Source organism: Streptomyces sp. AC512_CC834 (assembly GCF_019049325.1).
Taxonomy (GTDB): Bacteria; Actinomycetota; Actinomycetes; order Streptomycetales; family Streptomycetaceae; genus Streptomyces.
On sequence record NZ_JAGMUO010000040.1, the window covers coordinates 50,579 to 71,690 of the forward strand.

The 21,112-nt window shown below is 71.7% G+C and carries 22 protein-coding genes and 1 tRNA gene; 13 read left to right on the top strand and 10 right to left on the bottom strand.

Going from position 1 to position 21,112, the window contains the following annotated elements; genetic code table 11:
* The first annotated feature begins 74 nt into the window (after nt 1-74).
* The 3 genes from KUM40_RS17055 (at nt 75) to KUM40_RS17065 (ending at nt 1,693) form a co-directional block, all read left to right on the top strand.
* Nucleotides 75-443 carry a hypothetical protein gene (locus tag KUM40_RS17055; RefSeq protein WP_217166829.1) on the top strand — a complete coding sequence of 123 codons (369 nt, stop codon included), beginning with the start codon at nt 75-77 and terminating at the stop codon, nt 441-443.
* Between the two features lie 589 nt (nt 444-1,032).
* Entirely contained in the window at nt 1,033-1,629 is a 597-nt protein-coding gene (locus KUM40_RS17060) for a bifunctional DNA primase/polymerase (protein WP_217166830.1), read from the top strand.
* Nucleotides 1,620-1,693 (top strand) — tRNA-Lys (locus KUM40_RS17065). The genes KUM40_RS17060 and KUM40_RS17065 overlap by 10 nt, the downstream gene beginning before the upstream one ends.
* Nucleotides 1,694-1,760: 67 nt before the next feature.
* Here the strand turns inward: KUM40_RS17065 and KUM40_RS17070 are convergent.
* On the bottom strand, nt 1,761-3,185 hold the full coding sequence (locus KUM40_RS17070; RefSeq protein ID WP_254395232.1) for a M6 family metalloprotease domain-containing protein: 1,425 nt from the start codon (nt 3,183-3,185) through the stop codon (nt 1,761-1,763).
* 284 nt (nt 3,186-3,469) lie between these two features.
* Between KUM40_RS17070 and KUM40_RS17075 the strand changes: the two genes are divergently transcribed.
* Nucleotides 3,470-5,452 (top strand): bifunctional diguanylate cyclase/phosphodiesterase, encoded by a 1,983-nt coding sequence (locus tag KUM40_RS17075; protein ID WP_217166831.1) that lies wholly within the window; start codon nt 3,470-3,472, stop codon nt 5,450-5,452.
* On the opposite strand, the gene KUM40_RS17080 is transcribed toward KUM40_RS17075, so the two are convergent.
* The 5 genes from KUM40_RS17080 to KUM40_RS17100 all read right to left on the bottom strand — a co-directional run bounded on the left by KUM40_RS17080 (nt 5,428) and on the right by KUM40_RS17100 (nt 9,066).
* A complete protein-coding gene (locus tag KUM40_RS17080) occupies nt 5,428-6,528 on the bottom strand; it encodes an LLM class flavin-dependent oxidoreductase (RefSeq protein WP_217166832.1) in 1,101 nt (366 codons plus the stop codon). The two genes, KUM40_RS17075 and KUM40_RS17080, sit on opposite strands and share 25 nt — an antisense overlap.
* Nucleotides 6,529-6,844: 316 nt before the next feature.
* Nucleotides 6,845-7,399, bottom strand: a complete 555-nt coding sequence (locus KUM40_RS17085) for a DUF3291 domain-containing protein (RefSeq protein ID WP_217166833.1) — start codon at nt 7,397-7,399, stop codon at nt 6,845-6,847.
* 415 nt (nt 7,400-7,814) lie between these two features.
* A complete protein-coding gene (locus tag KUM40_RS17090) occupies nt 7,815-8,009 on the bottom strand; it encodes a DUF397 domain-containing protein (protein ID WP_217166834.1) in 195 nt (64 codons plus the stop codon).
* On the bottom strand, nt 8,006-8,206 hold the full coding sequence (locus KUM40_RS17095) for a DUF397 domain-containing protein (RefSeq protein WP_217166835.1): 201 nt from the start codon (nt 8,204-8,206) through the stop codon (nt 8,006-8,008). The genes KUM40_RS17090 and KUM40_RS17095 overlap by 4 nt, the downstream gene beginning before the upstream one ends.
* A gap of 8 nt (nt 8,207-8,214) precedes the next feature.
* Nucleotides 8,215-9,066 (bottom strand): helix-turn-helix transcriptional regulator, encoded by an 852-nt coding sequence (locus tag KUM40_RS17100; RefSeq protein WP_217166836.1) that lies wholly within the window; start codon nt 9,064-9,066, stop codon nt 8,215-8,217.
* 220 nt (nt 9,067-9,286) lie between these two features.
* Here KUM40_RS17100 and KUM40_RS41380 point away from each other — a divergent pair, with 220 nt between their 5' ends.
* On the top strand, nt 9,287-9,721 hold the full coding sequence (locus tag KUM40_RS41380) for an ATP-binding protein (protein WP_254395234.1): 435 nt from the start codon (nt 9,287-9,289) through the stop codon (nt 9,719-9,721).
* 9 nt (nt 9,722-9,730) lie between these two features.
* On the opposite strand, the gene KUM40_RS17105 is transcribed toward KUM40_RS41380, so the two are convergent.
* Nucleotides 9,731-10,297 (bottom strand): dihydrofolate reductase family protein, encoded by a 567-nt coding sequence (locus KUM40_RS17105; RefSeq protein ID WP_217166837.1) that lies wholly within the window; start codon nt 10,295-10,297, stop codon nt 9,731-9,733.
* A complete protein-coding gene (locus KUM40_RS17110) occupies nt 10,297-11,280 on the bottom strand; it encodes a zinc-binding dehydrogenase (RefSeq protein WP_217166838.1) in 984 nt (327 codons plus the stop codon). Before KUM40_RS17110 ends, KUM40_RS17105 begins: the two co-directional genes overlap by 1 nt.
* 140 nt (nt 11,281-11,420) lie before the next feature.
* On the opposite strand from KUM40_RS17110, the gene KUM40_RS17115 reads away from it, so the two are divergent.
* Nucleotides 11,421-12,263: a phosphotransferase gene (locus KUM40_RS17115; RefSeq protein ID WP_217166853.1), complete on the top strand. Its 843-nt coding sequence runs from the start codon at nt 11,421-11,423 to the stop codon at nt 12,261-12,263.
* 35 nt (nt 12,264-12,298) lie between these two features.
* On the opposite strand, the gene KUM40_RS17120 is transcribed toward KUM40_RS17115, so the two are convergent.
* Nucleotides 12,299-12,664 carry a VOC family protein gene (locus KUM40_RS17120; RefSeq protein WP_217166839.1) on the bottom strand — a complete coding sequence of 122 codons (366 nt, stop codon included), beginning with the start codon at nt 12,662-12,664 and terminating at the stop codon, nt 12,299-12,301.
* A gap of 143 nt (nt 12,665-12,807) precedes the next feature.
* Here KUM40_RS17120 and KUM40_RS17125 point away from each other — a divergent pair, with 143 nt between their 5' ends.
* The gene (locus tag KUM40_RS17125) at nt 12,808-13,785 is read left to right on the top strand and encodes a YafY family protein (protein WP_217166840.1); all 978 of its coding nucleotides are present in this window, start codon (nt 12,808-12,810) and stop codon (nt 13,783-13,785) included.
* Between the two features lie 43 nt (nt 13,786-13,828).
* Here KUM40_RS17125 and KUM40_RS17130 read toward each other — a convergent pair whose 3' ends face one another.
* Entirely contained in the window at nt 13,829-15,298 is a 1,470-nt protein-coding gene (locus KUM40_RS17130; RefSeq protein WP_217166841.1) for an MFS transporter, read from the bottom strand.
* A 311-nt stretch (nt 15,299-15,609) separates the two neighbouring features.
* On the opposite strand from KUM40_RS17130, the gene KUM40_RS17135 reads away from it, so the two are divergent.
* Genes KUM40_RS17135 through KUM40_RS17160 form a run of 6 tightly spaced genes read left to right on the top strand, consistent with a single transcriptional unit; the run spans nt 15,610 to nt 21,046 of the window.
* Nucleotides 15,610-17,097: an aldehyde dehydrogenase family protein gene (locus KUM40_RS17135; protein WP_217166842.1), complete on the top strand. Its 1,488-nt coding sequence runs from the start codon at nt 15,610-15,612 to the stop codon at nt 17,095-17,097.
* Nucleotides 17,098-17,124: 27 nt separating this feature from the next.
* Nucleotides 17,125-18,126 carry a VOC family protein gene (locus KUM40_RS17140; RefSeq protein ID WP_217166843.1) on the top strand — a complete coding sequence of 334 codons (1,002 nt, stop codon included), beginning with the start codon at nt 17,125-17,127 and terminating at the stop codon, nt 18,124-18,126.
* Nucleotides 18,123-18,923, top strand: a complete 801-nt coding sequence (locus tag KUM40_RS17145; protein WP_217166844.1) for an aspartate dehydrogenase domain-containing protein — start codon at nt 18,123-18,125, stop codon at nt 18,921-18,923. The genes KUM40_RS17140 and KUM40_RS17145 overlap by 4 nt, the downstream gene beginning before the upstream one ends.
* Nucleotides 18,920-19,774, top strand: a complete 855-nt coding sequence (locus KUM40_RS17150; protein WP_217166845.1) for an alpha/beta fold hydrolase — start codon at nt 18,920-18,922, stop codon at nt 19,772-19,774. Before KUM40_RS17145 ends, KUM40_RS17150 begins: the two co-directional genes overlap by 4 nt.
* Before the next feature lie 5 nt (nt 19,775-19,779).
* A complete protein-coding gene (locus KUM40_RS17155; RefSeq protein WP_217166846.1) occupies nt 19,780-20,301 on the top strand; it encodes a cupin domain-containing protein in 522 nt (173 codons plus the stop codon).
* Nucleotides 20,294-21,046 carry an SDR family oxidoreductase gene (locus KUM40_RS17160; protein ID WP_217166847.1) on the top strand — a complete coding sequence of 251 codons (753 nt, stop codon included), beginning with the start codon at nt 20,294-20,296 and terminating at the stop codon, nt 21,044-21,046. The genes KUM40_RS17155 and KUM40_RS17160 overlap by 8 nt, the downstream gene beginning before the upstream one ends.
* The last annotated feature ends 66 nt before the right edge of the window (nt 21,047-21,112 follow it).

Consider the following 21,112-nt stretch of genomic DNA (forward strand, 5'->3'; position numbering starts at 1 on the left):
TGGACGGTGGCCCACTCCACCGGGGTGCCCCCGCGCGCGGGGAGGGCCGTCGTGACGTACGAGGAGGAGAAGACATGGCGGAGCCCACGCCGGGTCGGAACGAACCGCGGCTACGCCCCGCGCCCCTGCTCTTCGAGCCGGCGGAGGCGGCCGCCGATCCGGAACACTTCTTCGACCTCGAGTCGATCGACGACCCCCGGGCGCTGCTGGAGCGGGCCACCGAACTGACGCAGGCGTTCCGCGCGGCGGCGGACCGGGCGGTGGAGTTCCAGGCGATGGCGGCGGCGCAGCTCGCCGACCCGCGCCGGTTCGACCGGCTGACGACCGCCGAAATCGCCGAACGGGCCGAGTGGACCGAGGACTACGCCAAGAAGATGGTGGAGTTCGGGTGGGACCTGATGCGCGGCACCGAGGCCACCCGCGGCCACGCCGACCCGATCTGACCGGGCGGCCCGGCCTGGCGGTGCGGCTTGGCGGTCCGGCTTGGCGGTCCGGCCCGCTGGCTCGGCTTGGTGGTTCGGCTTGATGGTCCGAGCGGCGGTGCGGCCCGGTGGCCCGTCCCGGTGGTGCGGCTTGGCGGCCCGGCCTGGTGGCTCGGCTTGGTGGTGCGGGCCCGGTGGTCCGGTTTGGTGGCTCGGCTTGGTGGTGCGGGCCTGCGGTGCGTGCCGGTGGTGCGGCCTGGTGGTCCGAGCGGCGGTCCGGCCCGGCGGTGGGGCCCGGTGGTCCGTCCCGGCGGTGCGTCCCGGTGGTCCCGCGTGGTGGTCCGGCCTGGTGGTCCGGCCTAGTGGTGCGGCCTGGTGGTCCGGCCCGGTGGTCGGTCCCGGCGGTGGGGCCTGGTGGTCCCGCATGGTGGTGGGGCCCGGCGGTCCATCCCGGCGGTGCGGGCCCGGTGGTCCGGTGCGTGCCGGGCGGGTGAGTGGGTCGGGTGCATATGCCAGGCGGTTGGGCAAGATACTCCCTTCCCTGCCGCGCTGTCCCGGTTTCCGGCAACCCAGCGGAGTGGGTTCCTCACGCCCGGTAGATCTATGCGGCATGAGCAGCACACGCAACGCCACGGCCCGTGTCTCGGACGTCACCTCGGACGGCGCCGCCTGGCTGGCCTCGGCGGGCGCGTATCCGCGCAGCACCCTCGCCTTCTGGGAGGAGCGGCCCGAGGCTCCGGTCGTCCTGCCCTGCGGCTGTGCCTTCGACGTGGTGAGCGCTCCCGCGATCTTCGGGCGCCGGATGCTGGACCGGATGTGGGACGACGGCCCGGGTTCGGGCCCGGTGGCGGAGTTCCGGGGCCGGATGCTGCTGTTCGCCGCGCCGGGCACCGCCCAGCGGCTGCCGTCGCTGCTCGAGTGGGAGGAGTGGGGCGCCCGCGGCCGGGAGGGCGGCCGTACGGGCGCGGTGCCGCCACTGCTGTGCCACGGCGCCGGGGATGCGGTGACGGTACCGGCCCCCGCGGGCACGCCCCCGCGTTCCGGGTCCCGCTGGCTGGTGGCTCCGGACACCCGTCAGCCGTGGCTGCCGGGCCCGGAAATCCTGCTCTGGGCGGCCGTCCGGGCGGCCCGCTCCGCGGTGCGGATTTCGATTTTTCCTCCCGCCGACCAGGATGCTAAGGTCTACGACGTCAGCAGGCGCCGCTAGCTCAGTTGGTTAGAGCAGCTGACTCTTAATCAGCGGGTCCGGGGTTCGAGTCCCTGGCGGCGCACGTTGACGATGGCGAGGCATGTTCGCGGAAGACGCGAACGGGTCTCGCCATCGTTGTTTTGCGCGGCTCACCCCGGAGTGATCTGTACGGTCCACGCCCCCGACTCGGTCCGTCCCTCGACCTCCACCCGTACACCGTCGCCCGGCACCGTGAAGCTCTCGCCGAGGGCCACCGGCGCGTCGGCGAGCGGTGGGTAGACCGAGTCGGCCCAGCAGGCCTCGGTGTCCGGGTGGGCGTCGACCACCTCGACCGGCCCGCCCCCCGACTCCGCCCCGCTGCGCACCCGGTACACCAGCACCCCCGCCCGGCAGGCGGAGACGTCGTTGCCGACCGGCGTACGCACCTCGAAGGCGAGCACACTGTCCGCGCCCGTGCGCACCACGGCCAGCTTCGTACCCCGCCCGAGGCCGAACGCCGGCGCTCCGGCGGCGCCCGCCACCACCACCCCAGGACCCGCCCCCAGCGGCTCCAGCGTCAGCCGGGTCGGCCCGCTGCCCCGCACGCAGGCCACCTGCCGGGGCTTCAGCCAGCCCAGCTTCCACTTGTGCCAGCCGAACAGGTCGGGGGCGAGCCCGAACTGGCTGCCCATCAGGTCCCAGTCGCCGACGTGGGTGTCCCAGTCGCCCTTGCCGTCGACGGGCCGGTGGTACAGGTCGGGCAGGTCGAAGACGTGCCCCGTCTCGTGGGCCAGGACCAGCCGGTCCGGCGGATGGTTCTCGAAGACCGTGACGATCCGGCGGATGTCGGTGCCGTCGGCCCGCATCGGGGTGTCCAGGTTGACGACCTTCGTGGCGTCGGAGTCCACGCCGGGTGCGTCCGGGTCCGCGACGAAGTACACGACGTCGTACTGGGAGAAGTCGACGCGCCGGTCGGCGGCGTCCAGCGCGTCGCGCAGGTAGGCGGCCCGGTGCTCGGGGCTCCAGTCACGCCGTATGGCGTACGACGTCGACGGGCTCGGCATCGGGAGCCAGCTCCGCAGCGGATGCGGGCGGAGCGTGAACGCGCCGTAGGACGCGCGCCGGAAGAAACGGGCGGTGGCCGGGAAGTGGTCGGCGGCGAGTTCGGCCGGTGACGTCAGCGGCTGGGAGTCGGGAAAGGACAGGAACACCATCACCGCGTCCAGGGAGCGGACGGGCCGCGGATAGGTGGCGTTCCAGGTGTCCAGGCCCTCGGAGTGATGCACCTCGGCACGCCGGAGGGCGCAGGGCTCCGGGGAGAACGGCTCGGCGACCGAGGGGGCGGTGATCAGGGAGGTCGCGGCGAGCGCCGACATCGTGGTGCACACCGCCGCGGTGCTGCGCAGCCTGGGCCGGCCGCCCGTTCCCGCCCTCCCCGTCCTCCCTGCAGCCCCTGCCGTTCCCGCCCTCCCCGCCGTCCGGCGGCCCGCACCGAGCGCCTCGAGGGCCTCCCGGGGAAGTCGCCTCAGGGGGAGCTGGCGCGGCACATGGACCTCCGGGTGCGGTTGACGGGACACCGCACCCAGCTTGTGCATGATTGTCGTATTACGCCCTGTTCGCCTGCACCGGATGGGTGAGCCGGCCGGGATTTCGCCGGAGTCCTCCCGGCCGACACCCCGGAGACACTCACGGAACGTCACAACTGGTCGGAGGCGTGAAGAACCCTTCCCGATGTGCGCAGAAACGATCTGCCAGAGGGCCCGCTCGGTCCAGAACACGGAACGGCGGCTGGAAGGGCCACGTGCCAGCCTCTATGATCGGCACACTTTCCTGCACGAACAGAGCACGAACAGAGATCGAGGCACTGCGGGAGCGAGCGGTGAACGGAACCTCCGAAGGGCCGGCGCCCGCGACAGACCTCGGCCGGTCGGCCATCACAGACAGTGACAACAGCCTGGCTCCTCGTACCGCGGCTACGAGACCCACGGCCTACAGATCGGTGTTCACCGCGGCCCCTCTCGCCATGGCCGTCGTGGACGCCGAGGGCCTGGTCGTCAGCGCCAACGACACCCTGGGCACCCTGCTCGGCACCGACCCGGCCGCCCTGGCCGGCTGCGTGGCGGCCGACCTCGTCGACCTCGCCTCCGACGCCGGTACCTGGCACGCGTACCGCGAGGTACTGCGGGGCCACCAGGCCCGGCTGCGCTGCACCCGGCGGCTGAAGCGGGCCGACGGGCACTCGCTGTGGGCGCAGGTCACAGTCGAACCACTGGCCGACTCCGGGGACACGGACACGGACACGGACACCCCTGGCCTGCTGCTGTCCGTCGCCGACGTCAGCGCCCGGCGCGAACTCCAGGCCCGGCTGCGCCACCTCCAGATGCACGACCCGGTGACCCGGCTGCCCAACCGGGCCCTGTTCTTCGAACGGCTGACGGCCGCGCTGGAGGCGGAGTCCCACGAGCACGGCGGCACCGGCCGGATCGGCGTGTGCTACCTGGACCTGGACGGCTTCAAGGCCGTCAACGACACCCACGGCCACCGCGTCGGCGACCGGCTGCTGGCCGCCGTCGCCGAACGGCTGACCCGGTGCGCCGAGGAGGCCGGCCACGCACGCTCGGGCGCCCCGCTGGTGGCCCGGCTCGGCGGCGACGAGTTCGCCCTCCTCGTGGAGGACTCCACCGGCCCCGACCAGCTCGCCGACCTGGCCGGGGCGGTCCTGACGGCCCTCCAGCCCCCCTTCGAGCTGTCCGACCGCCGCCTCTCGGTCACCGCGTCGGTCGGCGTCGTCGAACGCCACACCGCCGGCACCACCCCCACCGCCCTGATGCAGGCCGCCGACACGACCCTGTACTGGGCCAAGGCCGACGGCCGCGCCCGCTGGACGCTCTTCGACCCCGAGCGCAACGCCAACCGCATGACCCGCCAGGCGCTGGCCGCCACGCTCCGTCCCGCCATCGAGCGCGGCGAGTTCGCCCTGGAGTACCAGCCGCTGGTCGGCATGGAGGACGGCCGGGTGCGGGGCGTCGAGGCGCTCATCCGCTGGAATCATCCTCAGTTCGGCGTACTTGCGCCGAATCGGTTCATCGCACTGGCGGAGGAGGATGGCTCGATCGTTCCCCTCGGCCGCTGGATCCTGCGCACCGCCTGCCACCAGGCCCGCCGCTGGCAGCTCGCCCACCCGGACGACCCGCCGATCTTCGTCAGCGTCAACGTGGCGGTCCGCCAGGTCTGGGACTCCGACCTGGTCGCGGACGTGGCCCACACCCTGGAGGAGACGGGCCTCGCGCCCCACCTGCTGCAACTGGAGCTGACGGAGTCGGCGGTGATGGGCTCGGCCGGCCGCCCGCTCCAGGTCCTCAAGGCGCTCAGCGACATGGGCGTTCACATCGCCATCGACGACTTCGGCACCGGCTATTCGAACCTGGCCTACCTCAGCCGGCTCCCGGTCTCGGTCCTGAAGCTGGACGGCGCGTTCGTACGGGGCTTCCAGTACGACGCGGTCCCGGACGCCGCCCCGGAGGGCGAGGCCGTGGAACGTACGGCCGTCGGACATGGGGCAGTGGGGCGCGCGGCAGCAGGACATGGGCCCGTCGGACATGCGGCCGTGGAGGGCGCCGCCAACCCGGCCGACGAGGTCATCGTCGAGGCGATGGTGCAGCTCGCCCACCGGCTCGGCCTGACCGTCACCGCCGAGTGCGTGGAGACCTCGGACCAGGCGACCCGCCTGCGCCGCATCGGCTGCGACACCGGTCAGGGCTGGCTGTACTCCCGACCGGTGGCGCCGGACCGCATCTCCGCGCTGCTGGGCTCCGCCGGGCCCGGTACGGCCGGGGTTCAGGCGGGCGTCGGCAACCCGTAGGCGTCGGCGATCAGCTCGTAGGAGCGCAGGCGTACGTCGCCGCCGTGGGCGTTGGCGGTGAGCATCAGCTCGTCGGCGCCGGTGCGCTTCTGCAGGTCGTCGAGGCCTGTCCGCACCTCGTCGACACTCCCGTGGATGACGTTGGCGTTCCAGGACTGCACGAACTCCAGCTCCATCGGGCTGAAGTCGTACGCGTCGGCCTCCTCCGGGGTCGGCACGAGTCCCGGGCGGCCGGTGCGCAGCCGGACCATGTTCAGGGCGGCCGCCTGCACCTGCCGGCGGGCCTCCTTCTCGTCGTCGGTCGCCAGCGCGGAGACGCCGATGAGGGCGTACGGCGCGTCCAGGACTGCGGACGGCCGGAAGGACTCGCGATACAGGTCGAGCGCCGGGGCCGTGTTCTGCGCCGAGAAGTGGTGCGCGAAGGCGAAGGGCAGCCCGAGGGTGCCGGCCAGCCGCGCGCTGAAGCCGGAGGAGCCGAGCAGCCACACCGGCGGCCGGTGGGCCGACTGCACGCCCCCGGGCGAGGTGGCCTGCACGGGCCCCGGCACGGCGTGGATACGGCCGTAGGGGTGCCCGTCGGGGAAGTCGTCGTCCAGGAACCGGACCAGCTCCGCGAGCTGCTGCGGGAAGTCGTCGGCGCCTTCGTTCAGGCGCTCGGTGCGGCGCAGGGCGGCGGCGGTGGCACCGTCCGTGCCGGGGGCGCGGCCGAGACCGAGGTCCACCCGGCCCGGGGCCATGGCCTCCAGGGTCCCGAACTGCTCCGCGATCACGAGCGGCGCGTGGTTGGGCAGCATGACGCCGCCCGACCCGAGCCGGATGCGGTCGGTGTGGGCCGCCAGGTGGGCCAGGATCACCGCGGGGGAGGAGGAGGCGACGCCTGGCATGGAGTGGTGCTCGGCGACCCAGTACCGGTGGAAGCCGCGGGCCTCGGCGAGGCGCGCGATGTCCACGCTGGTCCGCAGCGCGTCGGTCGCGGTCCGGCCGGCACCGACGGTCACCAGGTCCAGTACGGAGAGGGGGACGGGAGCGGTGCCGTGGGCGGTGCCCCGGATCTCCTCTGCGGCGTCTGCGGGCATGGTGGGGTGCCTCCTGTGGGTGTGACGTCTGGGTGTGACGTTGCGCGGATCGCTGCGCCACGTAACAGGAGGGAGCCTCCGGTTATTCCCCGGCGAGGCCACCTTGGTGATCACGCGCGCTACGAGCCATGAGGGAGTCGAACTGGTGCAGCAGCCCGTCGGCATCGGGGGGCGGCCGGTGTCTGGACAGTCTGTCCCGGCAAAAGCGCCACTTCGGCGGCGTGTCGCCGGGACAGACCGTCCAATCATGAGCCCGGCGTCCGTTGGTTGCGGCGGAGGGCGACGGGTACTACCGGGAGCTTGCGGGCGGCCGGTATCACGTCCGGGCGGCGGTCGGCCCGATGCTTTTGATCCTGGTCGGAGTTCCGTCCGGGGCGAACGAGCGGTGGAAGGTGAAGGCGTGCGGCGCGGAGCCGTGGTCGCGGAGGTGCTCCAGGCTGGAAACCCCGTCCTGCCAGGTGGGTATCACGCCGTCGGAGACCCACCAGAACACGTAATTCGGGTGTCCTGTCCTCTCGAACCAGTCGTAACGCCTGTTCAGCGCCTCGCGGTGCATCCCGGTGTAGACGGCGTCGAAGGCGGGACGGAGGCCGGTCCAGAGCGAGAGGCTCGTGGCGAGGGCGGTGGTTTCCACGGTACGGCCCTTGCCGTACCAGGTCGGTACGGCGAACTCTCCCCATGCACCCCAGTCCGCCTCGAAGAACATGCCCCGGTCACCGTCTGCCGCTTCGGCACGCGCGAGGTAACCGGGGTGCTGACCGATCTTCCGGTAGACGGCCTCACCAACGTCGTAGAACTCGCGCGTGAGAGGTGCGGGATCGGCGAGAGGGGACTTCAGGACGCCGAAGGTGTACAGCGCAAGATGGGACATGCGTCTCTCCTTGGTCGGGGGTACCTGGTGTGGACCGGTCGGGCTTACGCATGGGGCGAGGCTCCGTGGGGCGTGACCAACTCGTCCCGTCGCGGGGGCTCAGCCTGAGAGAACTCCTGTGCGACCGTGGGCGATCGCCGAAGACCCGGTGAAGGTAGCTGCCTCTGCGAGCCCTGTCGAAGTTGCGTTATCTCTGCCCAAGTGGCCTCTTGCACCGGTCACTGCGGGGTACCGGTGATCCACTTCGGCCGATCGGCGGTTGAAGACGCACAGGCGGTGCTGCACGTCGCGCCCGGTTCGCCTCGGCGGGCCTGCTCGGACTCAAAGCCCGTCAACGCTGAGGCCGTCCCGCCTCGCTCACACCGCTGCGCGTCAATGCGTTAACGACGCCCGAAGGGTTTACGGCGCCTACTACTCAGTCCCCGGGTGAGTTCCGGAGGGCGGCGAGGAAGGCGGTGAAGGCGGGGGTGGGGAAGGTGAGCGCGGCTTGGATGGGGGCTTTGGAGTCGCGGACGGCTGTGTGGGGGTGGTCGAGGGCGACCTCGACACAGTCGTTGCCTTCACCGCCGCCTGAGTAGGACGACTTCTGCCAGTCGTCGGCAGTGGTCATCCGTTGGCCTTGGCGTCGGCTTTCAGCGCGCCGAGGAAGGCATTGAACGCCGGGGTGGGGAAGGTGAGCACGGCTCGGGTGGGGGCTTTGGAGTCGCGGACGGCTGTGTGGCCACCGTCGCGGGCGACTTCTACGCATGCGTTGCCGTCGCCGCTGCCGGAGTAGGAGGACTTCCGCCAGTTGTCGGGGGTGGTCACCGAGGGCCTCACAGTTCCTTTGCCAGCCTGTGGATGAAGTCGCGGGAACGCTCGGGGGCGAGCGATACCGCCTCCACTCTACGGAAAAGTGTTCGAAAGACGCTCAACTGCGGCTCCGAATCGATGAAGAGCGTGCCGTGAGGGCCGTCGCGCACCACGGTGTCCAGTCGAGGAACGGCGCCCCCGGCGTAGACCATCGCGGCTGTGACGTCGGCGAACTCCTCCAGCTCGAAGGGGATGACGCGCACCGTCACGTGTTCTGCTTCGGAGAACTCCAGGATGTGCGCGAGCTGTGCGCGCGAGGTGGCGCGGCCACCGACTCGGATGCGCAACGCCGCTTCGTGGACGAGTGCTTCGTACGGGATCGGCCGCTCGCCTTCGAGAATCCCGCGCCGCTGCATCCGATGACACACGCGCAAGTCCAGGTCGCCCTGCGGGAGTTCGGGTACTCGTCGGGAGAAGAGTGCTCTTGCGTAGCCGTCGATCTGTAGGAGTCCTGGGATGTGCAGGAAGTCCACGTCCCAGCGGAACGTGGCGTGGTGCTCCAACTCGGACAGATCCAGAAACGACGTGGGCAGGTGCGTTCGGTACTCCTCCCACCAGCCGCGCGTCCTGTCTGTCGCCATTGCCGCCAACGCGTTGATCAAGTTCTCGTCTGTGCATGCGTAGTGGGCGGCGAGGCGGCGTAGCCGCTGCTCGCTCACGCCCGTTGTGCCGGATTCGATCTGGCTGATCTGCACGGAGTTGATGCTGAGGAGCGATGCCGCCTCGCGGGCGCTGAGGGCTGATGCCTCGCGCAGTCTGCGAAGTTCGACGGCCAAGCGCAATTGCCGTGCCGTTGCTTCGCGCTTGGTTCCCATTCCCGTATCCCTCGCTCAACGCACCTGGTCTCGCTCCTCGTTCGGGTGTCAGGTTACGCGACGGGCTTGCCTGCCGTTAATTCTAAGGTCTACCGTCGGTGTTGCAGGGAACACGCACTGCAACTCCGTGGCGTCGGAAGCGCACCGCTTTGCCCTGTCCTGGCGACGCGGCATTGACACCGGCCCGCACTCACCCACCCCATCCCCGAAGGGAACCGGCATGCCTGAAAACGATCCGTGGGAGTACTCCCTGTATGTCCCGAACGACCCCAGAGCCGTCACCATCTGTCGCCGGACGCTGCGTCTGATCCTGACGATGCACGGTCTGATCCGGATGGTCGACCTGGCCGAACTGCTGGCCACGGAGTTGGTGTCCAATGCCGTACGGCATACGAAAGGGCCCGCCGCGTTGCGGGTGCGTTGGTCCGGGACGGGAGTTCTTCGGCTCGGTGCCTGGGATGCGGACCCCTCGCCGCCAGAGCCTCCGCAGCCGTTCGAGCGGGCCGTGGACCGGGAGGACGGGCGAGGGCTGGCGTTGGTCCGGGCCTGTGCGGATGTGTGGGGGTGGCAGCCCCTGTCCCGCGAGGGGAACAGGGGAAAATTTGTGTGGTGTGAGCTGGGTGCGGCCCCGGCTGCGGCGAGACGGACGGCGTGACGGGTCGGCTCAGCGGACCACGCGGTGGCGGAGGTGGACGACTTTCGCGCCGAAGGTGCGGGTCTCGACGAGTTCGAGGTTCACCCGGCGCTCGTGCTGGGGAAAGAACGAGGTGCCGCCGCCGACCAGGACCGGGTGGACCATGGTGCGGTACTCGTCGATCAGGTCGGACGCGGCGGCCTCGGCGGCGAGGGTCGCGCCGCCGATCGAGATGTCGCCATCACCGGGATCGGCCCGCAGGCGCTCGATCTCCTCCGCCAGGGTGCCGGAGGCCAGACGGGTGTTGCTGCCCTGCACTGTCGCCAGCGTCCTGGAGAACACCACCTTCGGCAGCGCCTTCCAGAGCGCGGCCCACTCGAGCTCCGGGGCGCCGAGCGACGGGTCCTGGTCGGCGGTCTCCCAGTACAGCATCGTCTCGTACAGTCGTCGCCCCAGCAGGTGGACGCCGGTCTGCCGCAGCTCGTCGGTGAAGTGGCGGAAGACCTCCTCGTCAGGGTCTGTCCAGTCGAAGGAACCGTCCCGTGCGACGATGTAGCCGTCGAGTGAAACGTTCATCGAATAGGTCACTCTGCGCATCAGAAAAACCTCTCGCTGCCGATCAGTAGCAGTGACTTTCCCACTGTGGCACGCGCGGCCAGAGCGCGATGCGCTTCGGCGGCCTGCTTCAGCGGGTAGGTGGCGCCGATCGCCGGGCGCAGGTGTCCCCCGGCGGCGCGTTCCAGTGCCAGGCCCAGCAGTTCCCGGACGGTTTCCTGGTCCGGTGGGCCGTCCATGAGCGGCATGAGCAGTCGTATGCCCCGGCGTGCGGCCGATTCCCGGTCCGGGGCGGCGAAGCCGTCGGCGGTGCCGTAGGTGACGAACCGCCCGCCGTCCGCGAGCGCGTCGACGGCGGCCGTACCGAGCGCCCCGCCCGCGCCGTCGTAGACGAGCGCGGCACCGCCGCCGCCGGTCGCCTCGCGCACCCGCTCGATCCAGTCCGCCCGCGTGTAGTCGACGACGGCCTCGGCGCCCAGGTCGCGGGCCAGGGCCAGCTTGGCGTCGCTGGACGCGGCGGCCACCACGCGGGCTCCGGCGTCGACGGCCAACTGCACCAACAACGAGCCCGCTCCTCCGGCCGCCGCCGAGACCAGTACCCACTCTCCTTCCCGTGGCGCCCCCAGCCGGTGAAAGCCGAGGGCGGTCACGCCGTCGTGCACCAGTGCGGCCGCCGTCGCGGCGGCCAGCCCGTCAGGGATCGGCATGATTTCCTCCTCATCCCCGACGACCTGCTCGGCGTAACCCGTGCCGGTTCGCACGGCTACCCGTCGGCCGACCCAGGCCGGGTCCACTCCGTCACCGACGGCCCGCACCTCACCCGCTCCGCCGCCACCCGGCACGTACGGCAGCGTTCGCGGGAAGATGTCCTGGCCCCAGCCGCCGCGCAGCAAGGTGTCCAGGAAGATGACGTCGGCCGCGACCATGCCGACGACGACCTGGCCGGGGCCGGGCACCGGATCGGGCAGGTCCACCGGGGTCAGCACCTCCGGAGTGCCGAACGAGGCCACTTGGATCGCATGCATGAGCAGCACCCTTCAATGAAGACGACGTTCTGCTCAGCATCCAACCTCAAGCTTGGTCGAGGTCAAGGTGGGAAAAGGAGAGTCTCTCCGGCCGCAGACACTTCAAGATGTCCGAGTACTCGACGATGAAGGAGAGCGGTATGGAGCCATCGGAACTGCGCCGCGCGGTTGAGGCAGGACGGGCGACCGCAGCGGAGCTGGGTCTGCGGGTCGACGATGCGATTGTCATCCACAACTCCGACCGCGTCGCGCTGCGCCTGGTCCCCTGCGATGTCCTGGTTCGGGTGGCACCGCTGGGGCAGTTGGCCGATTCCGAGTTCGAAGTGGAGGTTGCCCGCCGTCTCGCCGATGCCGACGCTCCGGTGGCCGAGCTCGAGCCCCGGGTCGAGCCCCGGGTGTATGTGCGCGATGCCTTCGCCGTTTCGCTCTGGACCTACTACGAACCCCTGGGGTCACAGATCGCGCCGGCCGACTACGCGGACGTGTTCCTGCGGCACCATGCCGCCCTGCGCCGGCTCGATCTGGACGCACCGCATTTCACCGATCGGGTCGCCGCGGCGCTGAGCGAGGTGAACGACCGGGAGCAGTCCCCCGAGCTGTCCGATGCCGACCGGGAATTCCTCAGCGACACACTCGGCGGACTGAGTGCCGCGATCGGCCTCGACACAGCCGGCGAGCAGTTGTTGCACGGCGAGCCCCATCCGGGCAACCTCCTGAACACGAGGAGAGGGCCCCTCTTCATTGACCTCGCCACGTGCTGCCGCGGGCCGGTCGAGTTCGACCTCGCCCATGCGCCCGAGGGAGTGGGACAGCACTATGCGGGGGCCGACCAGAGCCTGATCCACCGGTGCCGCGCCCTGAACTGGGCGCTGTTCTCGGCCTGGCGCTGGCGCCGGGACGACCAGATGCCCGACCGGGGGCACTGGAGAGCGGAAGGGCTCAACCGGGTTCGTGCCGCGCTCGAGCGCCTCGGGTCGGGCTGATCCGGGAACGACGGAGGGGTTCGGCCGGACACCGTCTAGTCGACGGGCGAGACCCGGATCAGGTTGCCGTCCGGGTCCGTGACCACGAAGGTGCGGCCGAATACCTCGTCGTGGGGTTCCTCCACCACGGTGACGCCCTTGGCGACCCACTCGGCGTGGGTCGCGTCGATGGCCGCCGAGGAGCCCGGGATCATGAGGCCGACCTCCGAGGTGCGCGGGGTCTGCGGCGCGAGCCGGTCCGCGCGGCCGCTCCAGAGCGCGAAGAGGACTCCGGGGGCGACTTCGAACGGGACGTAGCGCGGTGTCGTCATGACGGGCTTGATGTCGAACAGGTCGGAGTAGAAGGCGGTCGCGCGCTCTACGTCGGTTACGTAGACGAGGAAGAGGTTGGGTGCGGACATGGGTATCGGCTCCTTCCGGGCGGGCGGGCCGGTCGGTTTCGGCCGCCTCGGTGTCAGCCTCGCGTGGGAACATGACACAGGCTGTCGTGTTCCCGGTTCGGGTTCGGTGTTCGTGTTCGGCGTTTGGGTGAGGAAGGTGTCGTATGAGTCGGCCGCAGCGTCTGATCGAGCTTCTCGCGGCCCTGCAGACGCGTCGGCAGACCACCGCCGAGGCGCTGGCCGGGGAGCTGGGGGTGTCGACGAGGACCGTTCTGCGCGATGTGCGGGCGCTCGTCGACGCCGGGATTCCCGTCTTCACCGAGCGGGGCAAGTACGGCGGCATCAGTCTGCTGCCCGGTGACCAGGCCGACCTGTCGAAGCTGACGACCGGCGAGGCGGACCTCCTGCGGGCGGTCGGGCTCGACCTCGAACGGGCCCGTCAGCTCGGCGGCGAGGCGGCCGCCCGGTCGGCGCTGCGTAAGCTCACGCCGCGTCGGGCCCTGCCTCCCGTCCGGGACGACCTGCCGCTCGCGCTGACGGAGGTGATCGCGATCGACAACCGGCCCTGGTTCGCGGACGCCGCGCCCCTGCCCGATGTCGCGGGCCTGGTCCGGGACGTGCGCAGGGGCCGGCGGCTGCGGATCGCCTACCGGCGCAGCGGCGCCGCGTCCGCGCGGGAACTGGTGGTCGACCCTTACGGGCTCGTGCAGCGAGGCGGGCGCTGGTACCTGGTGGCCGACCGGGACGGGCAGCCGCGGATGTTCGCGCTCGCCCGTCTCCAGCACTGGGCCGTACTCGACAGCGCCCGTCGGCTGCGGCCCGGTGCCGACCTCGCGGGCACGGCGCGGGAGCTGGGCGAGGCGCTGGAGAGCGAGGGGCAGGTCGTGGTCACGGCGCGCGTCGACGCCGGCAGCCTCGACCTCGCCCGGCGGATCCTGGGCGCTCGACTCCGGGCGGCGAGCGAGCCGGGGGAGGACGGGACCGTCGAGGTGACCGTGGTGTACGGCCAACTCGACGGGGTGCGGCAGCTACTCCAGTTCGGCGAGCACATCGAGGTCGTCGCCCCGGAGGCCGCCCGGCGGCTGGTCCAGCGGCTCGCCACTCACCTCGCCCGCACCCACGACCCTGTCGCCGACACGTGAACCCTTTCCCAGAGACGGCGCCCCAAGGCCCCCCAAGCACTCCCTACGGCGCCACGTCCTCCAGCGTGCGGCCGCTCGTCTCCTCCGCCCAGGCCGCCGCTGCCAGGGAGCCCGCGACGGCGACGGCCGCCAGGGTCACGAACACCGTGCCGATCGCGCCTCCGGCGTAGAGGGCACCCACGACGATCGGGCCGAGGATGACACCCAGGCGGTTCATCGCGCCGCCCACGCTCGAGCCCAGCGCCCTCATCCGGGTGGGGAACAGCTCCGGCGTGTACAGGTAGAGGCAGATGTTGGATCCGAAGAGGAAGACCGCGGCCAGGGACGTCCACACCAGGACGCTCGCCGCCGAGCCGCCGCCGGTCAGGCCCAGGAGCAGCAGGCAGAGCGCAGCCGCCGCCATGCACCGGATCACCGTGTTGCGGCGGCCGACCCGGTCGACGGTGAGGGCGACGAGGAGACAGCCGGCCAGGCCCGCGCAGCTCGTCACCGTCGAGTAGAGCAGCGCCGTGGACAGGTCGAGGTCGAAGTGGTCCTTGTAGATGGTCGGCAGCCAGGACGTGATGCCGTAGTTCGCGAAGTAGCCCGTGAACCACAGGGCCCCGACGACGAGGGTGCGCCTGCCGTACCTGCCGGTCAGGAGTTCGCGCAGGCCGCCGCCACCGCCGCCGACCCCGCCACCGCCGCCGACCCCGCCACCGTTGTCGTTGCCGTCCTTGCCCGCGGCCGGACGGGTGGGCCGCACCGGTGCGGGGGACGGGAGCGGGGCGCCGGTGATCTTCTCGACCTTCTGCTCGATCGAGGTCATGGTCGCCAGCGCCTCGTCGTGCCGCCCGTGGTCGGCGAGCCACCGCGGTGACTCCGGAACCCAGCGGGCGAGGGCGAAGCACAGGATGCCGGGGACGGCTGCCAGGCCGAACATCCAGCGCCAGCCGAGCACCGGCACCAGCCAGGCGGCCAGGAGCGCGCCCGCGGTCAGGCCGGCCGGGAACACCAGCTCGTACAGGAGGACGAAGCGGCCACGCCCGTGGGCGCGGGTGATCTCCGCGATGAAGGTGGCCGCGATCGGCACCTCGCCGCCGATGGCCATGCCCTGGACGAGACGGAGCGCCATGAACGGCTCGGGCGAGGTGCAGAGCGTCAGGGCCAGGTTGCACAGGCCGGACAGGGCGATGCAGCCGGCGATGACCTTCACCCGGCCGATCCGGTCCGCGAGCCTGCCCGAGACCAGCGCGCCGATCAGCATGCCGATCGAGCCGACGGTCATCAGGGCGGTGACCTGCGTCGTGCCGAGGTGCCACTCGTCGCGCAGCTCGGGCAGCGCGTAGGCGATCAGAAGCTGGTCGAACGCCTCGAAGAACGTGACGGCGCCGACGACCAGCCGGACCATCACCTGCCAGCGGCACAGTGGCAGGCGTTCGAAGCGTGCGCCGATGGCGGCCGTGAGCGCGGCGGAGTCGCTCTCGCCGTCGCCCTGTCGGCCCGGGGTGTCACGGGCTGCGTCGATCGTCATGGATGGGTCTCCGGATCCCGTACGTCGGGGAGTGTGCGAGCCCGCACGGGAGGGTTCGGGGCCGCACGGCACGACGGGGCAGCCGTGTGCCGGCGGCGATGAGGGTGAAAGAGGTGCGGCGACGCCCCACTTATGTAGGCGCTGAATGTCTCAGTGCTTAAGTTCTACCGGTAGCCCGCCGGTGTTAGGCAAGCCTTACTCCTGACGTCGTAAAAAATTCTCGACTTCGGGCTCTTGCGGGGAAATTATTTAAGGCCTTAGATTTCTAGCGCTTAGACACGCTCCTCCACGACCCTCTTCCGGAGGTCCCCATGCCGCGCATCCCAGCCGACGAGATCCTCATCGCGGGGCAGTGGCGACTTGGCGGCGGCCGGCCGATCCACACCGTCGACCCGGCCGACGGCACCGTCCTCGCCACCGTCCACGCCGCCTCGCCGGACGACGTGGACAAGGCCGCGCACGCCGCCGCCGAGGCCGCCGCCGCCCCCGAGTGGCGAGACCTCCCGCCCCACCGCCGGGCCCGCGTCCTGTACCGGATCGGCGACCTGATCGAGGAGCACGCCGACGACCTGTCCGCGCTCCAGACCGCCGACACCGGCAAGACGCTCGCCGAGACCCGCGCGCTCGCACTGAGCGCCGCCGGCACCTTCCGGTACACGGCCGCCGCCCTGGAGACCGCCGAGGACGCGCTCACCCCCTCGCGCGGCCCGTACCTCACGATGAGCACCCACGAAGCGATCGGCGTCGTAGGCGCCATCAACCCCTGGAACTCGCCGATCGCCTCCGACGCGCAGAAGGTCGCGCCCGCGCTGGGCGGCGGCAACGCCGTCCTGCTCAAGCCCGCCGAGTGGACCCCGCTGGTCTCCCTCGCCTTCGGGCGCCTCGTCCACCGGGTCCTCGCCGAGGAGCGGTTGCCGACCGCGCTGCTCGCCGTCCTGCCGGGCAAGGGCAGCGTCGTGGGCGACGCGATCGTCAGACATCCGCTGGTCGGCCGGATCGGCTTCACGGGCGGCACCACCACCGGGCGCTCCATCGCCCGCGCCGCCGCCGACAAGCTCGTCCCGGCCTCGCTCGAACTGGGCGGGAAGTCACCGACGATCGTGCGCGAGGACGCCGACGTCGAGCAGGCCCTCGCGGGCGTCATGTACGGGATCTTCTCCTCCAGCGGCCAGTCCTGCATCGCCGGATCACGCCTCTTCGTCCACGCCTCGCTGTACGACTCCTTCGTCGGCGAACTGGTCGAGCGGGTGCGCCGGCTCCGCGTCGGACCGGGCACGTCCCCCGGCACGCAGGTCGCGCCGCTCGTGCACCACGCGCACCGCGACGCCGTCGCCGCGGCCGTCGACCGCGCCCGCGAGGAGGGCGGCCGGGTGCTGTGCGGCGGCGCCGCACCCGAGGGCGAGCGGTATGCGCGGGGCGCCTACTACCTGCCGACCGTCATCGACTCCCTGCCGAACTCCGCCCGCGCCTGCCAGGAGGAGATCTTCGGCCCGGTCCTGGTCGCCCTGCCCTACGACGACGAGGACGAACTGGTCGAACTGGCCAACGACTCCGTCTACGGGCTCGCCTGCGGCATCTGGACCCGCGACGCACGCGCCGCCTGGCGGCTCGGGCGGCGGATCGAGGCCGGAACCGTCTGGATCAACACCTACAAGCAGTTCTCCATCTCCACCCCCTTCGGCGGGATGAAGGACTCCGGGCTCGGCATCGAGAAGGGCCGCGACCTGATCCGCGTCTACCAGCGGCAGAAGTCCCTGTACTGGGGCACCGACGCCACGCCCCTGCCCTGGGCCAACTGACCGACCCACGCTTCGGGAGACTCCGCCATGACCCACCCGCCGACCGAATCCGGCACGACCCACCCGCCGATCGGCCGCCTGCGCGCCCTGCGCTCGGTCGAGCTGCTCACCCCGAACTTCGCCGACGCCGTCGACTTCTACGAGGAGGTGTGGGGCCTCGAGGTCGTCGAGGCCGAGCACAGTGCGAGCTGGCTGCGCGGCACCGGCGAGGAGCACCACGCGCTGCGGCTGACCCGCTCCGAGACGATCGGCCTCGGCCGCCTCGTCTTCGCGCTCGGCACCCCGGCCGAGGTCGACCGGGCCGCACACCGGCTGCGGGCACGCGGCATCGCGCTCGTCACCGAACCCGGCCTCCTCGACCAGGTCGGCGGCGGCTACGGGCTGCGCTTCCACGACCTCGACGGCCGGCTCATCGAACTGTCCGCCGACACCTGGGCGGTCACCGCACGCGACCGGGACGTGTCCCTGCCGGTCGGCGTCACCCACACCGTCCTCAACACCCCCGACATCGACGCCTCCGTCGCCTTCTACCGCGACGTGCTCGGCATGCGCGTCTCGGACTGGTCCGAGCACCAGATGGCGTTCCTGCGCTGCGGCACCGACCACCACTGCGTCGCCTTCAACCAGGCGCCCTGGGTCTCCCTCAACCACGTGGCCTACGAGATGACGTCCCTCGACCACTTCATGCGCGGCCTCGGCCGGCTCAGGCACCACGGCATCACCCCCGAATGGGGCCCCGGCCGGCACGGCCCCGGCAACAACACCTTCTCGTACTTCACCGACCCCACCGGCCTGGTGTGCGAGTACACCACCGAGGTCGCCCAGATCGTCGAGGACACCTGGATCTGCAAGGTCTGGCGGCGCACCCCCGAGCTGTCCGACCTGTGGGGGACCGCAGGACCGCCGTCGCAACGGATCCGCGCCCACATGACGGGCACCCCCGACGGCAGCCCCGTCGACGCCCCCACCAACGCCCCCACCAACGCCCTCATTCCCACTCCCGTCGACGCCGAAGGAGCGGTGGCATGAACAACGGCACACGCAAGGTCGGCCTCATCGGCTGGGGCGCCATCGGCCGGACCGTCGGCGGCGCGCTCGCCGCCGGCGAGGTGCCCGGCGCCGAGCTGGTGGGCATCGTCGACAACCGCCCCCTCGGCGACGCGGTCCCCGCACCGCAGCTCACCGTGGAAGGGGCCCTCGCCGCCTGCGACCTGATCGTCGAGGCCGCCGGCCAGGGCGTCGTACGGGAATGGGGCGAGGCGATCCTCGCCTCCGGCACCGACCTGCTCGTGGCGTCCACCGGAGCCCTCACCGACGACGAGCTGTCGAAGCGGCTGCTCGCGGCCGGGCCCGGCCGGGTCTACTTCACCGGCGGTGCGGTCGGCGGGCTCGATCTGCTGCAGGCCGTACGGGCGATGGGGCCGCTCGGCGAGGTCACCCTCACCACCACCAAGCTGCCCTCCACCCTCGAACAGCCCTGGATGGACGAGGAGACGCTCGCCCGGCTGCGATCCGCGACCGGACCCGTGGAGGTCATGGCCGGCACCGCACGCGACGTACCGGCCAGGTTCCCCAAGTCCACGAACGTCGCCGCCTCCGTGGCCCTCGCGGTCGGGGACCTCGACGCCGTACGGGTCAGGGTCGTCGCCGACCCGGCGGCCGCGCACACCTCCCACGTCATCGAGGCGAACGGGCCGCACGGCTCGTACCGCTTCGAGGCGCGCCACCTCCCCGACGCGGCCAACCCCGCCACCAGCCAGGTCGTGCCGTACGCCGTACTGCGCTCACTCGCGGCCCTGGCCGGGCGCCGGGGGCAGATCCTGTGACCGCCCACGACCTCGCCGGGCTGCACCTGGCCGAGACCGGCGACGACGGGCCGCTCGTGCTGTGCCTGCACGGCATCGGCTCCTCGTCCGCCGCCTTCGCACCGCAGACCGGGGCGCTCGCCGCGGCCGGTCACCGGGTCGTCGCCTGGGACGCCCCCGGCTACGGCAAGTCCGCCGACCCGGACGGCGACCTCACCCTCGACGACTACGCCGACACGGCCGCCGCCGTCATCCGCGCCCGTGTCTCCGCCTCCGCCACCGCCACCGCCCGTGCCACCGAGGCACACGTCGTCGGCGTCTCCTGGGGCGGCGTGATCGCGCTGCGGCTCGCCACCCGGCACCCGGAACTCGTCGCCTCCCTCACCGTCGCCGACTCCACCCCCGGCTCCGGCACCAGCCCCGAGAAGGCCGCCGCCATGCGCGCCCGGGTCCCGGAGCTGGAACGCCTCGGCCCGCGCGCCTTCGCGGAGGAACGCGGCCCCCGGCTGCTGTCGAAGGACGCGCCGCCCGAACTGGTCCGGCGGGTCGTCGACACCATGGCCGACTCGATCCGGCCTCCCGGCTACCGGCAGGCGGCCGAGTCCATGGCCGCCACCGACCTGCGCAGCGAACTCGCCGAGGTCACCGCGCCCACCCTCGTCCTGTGCGGGGAGAAGGACCGGATCACCGGCCCCGACGCCTCACAGGTCCTGGCCGGCGGTCTGCACCGGACCGCCTACGTGATCGTCAAGGACGCCGGTCACCTGGCCAACCAGGAACAGCCCGAGCACTTCAACGCCTGGCTGCTCTCCCACCTCCACATCGTCACCGACAACCGCACACGCACCCGCAACCGCACCCGGAAGGGCTGATCACCATGCCGCTCACCACCGACGACTACGACAACGGCTCGGACCTCGCCAAGTACACCGACTCCCTCATCGCCTCCAAGGCCTCCCGCGAGCCGGACTGGAGCACCCTCTCCTTCCAGGAGAAGGCCGGCCCGCAGTTCAAGCGGGCGCAGATCCGCTACGTAGGCTCCGGCGCGACCGGCAACCACGACGACGACGGCCGGATCCTCCCCTCCGGCGGCTTCACCTTCTCCAACATGCTGCTGCCGCCCGGCGCCGAGGGCCCCGCCCACACCCACCACGACGTCGAGGAGGCCTTCTTCGTCCTGGAGGGCGAGGTCCGCGTCGGCATCCACCGCGGTGCCGACGAGACCGAGTACCGCACCCTCGGCTACCGCGACATGATCGTGGTGCCGGCCGGGGTGACCCGCTCGCTGAAGAACGAGGGCGACACCGACGCCCTGTTCTGCGTGATCATCGGCACGCAGAAGCCGCAGGTGCCGACGTACCCCGAGTACTCCCCGCTGTACGGCGTCACCCGTGACTGACCCGGCCACCGGGCGCCCCACGGTCGTCGTGACCGGCGCGGGCCGTGGCCTGGGGGAGGCCATGGCCCGCCGGGCGGCGGCCGACGGGTACCGGGTCGTCGTCGCCGAGCTGAACGAGGAGTGGGGCTCCCGTACGGCGGCGGAGATCCGCGAGGCGGGCGGCGCGGCCGAGTTCGTCGCGCTGGACGTCGCCGACCCGGCCTCGGTCGAGGCCCTGGCCGCCCGTGTCGCGCCCGGCGGCCCCGTGTACGGCCTGGTCAACAACGCGGCGCTCGCCAACGGCGTCGGCGGCCGGGAGTTCCAGGACATCGACGTCGAGGCCTGGGACCGGCTGATGGCCGTCAACGCGCGCGGCCCCTGGCTCGTCGCCAAGCACCTGCTGCCCCTGATGTCCGACCCCGGACGCATCGTCAACATCGCCTCCGACGCGGCCCTCTACGGCTCCCCGCGACTCGCCCACTACATCGCCTCCAAGGGCGCGGTCGTCGCCCTCACCCGGGCGATGGCCCGCGAACTCGGCGAGCGGGGCATCACCGTCAACGCGGTGGCGCCCGGCCTGACGGAGGTCGAGGCGACCGAGACCGTACCGGCCGAGCGGCACGCGCTCTACGCGGCGAACCGCGCGATCCCCCGGCCGCAGCGGCCCGACGACCTGGTGGGGCTCGTCTCCTTCCTGCTCGACGAGGAGTCCCGCTACCTCACCGGGCAGGTGGTCGCCGTCAACGGCGGCTTCACCATGCACTGAACCCCGCCCCCCGCCCCGCCCCCCGCCCGCCCCCGCATCCCCGTTCACAAGGAGTACCCATGGACC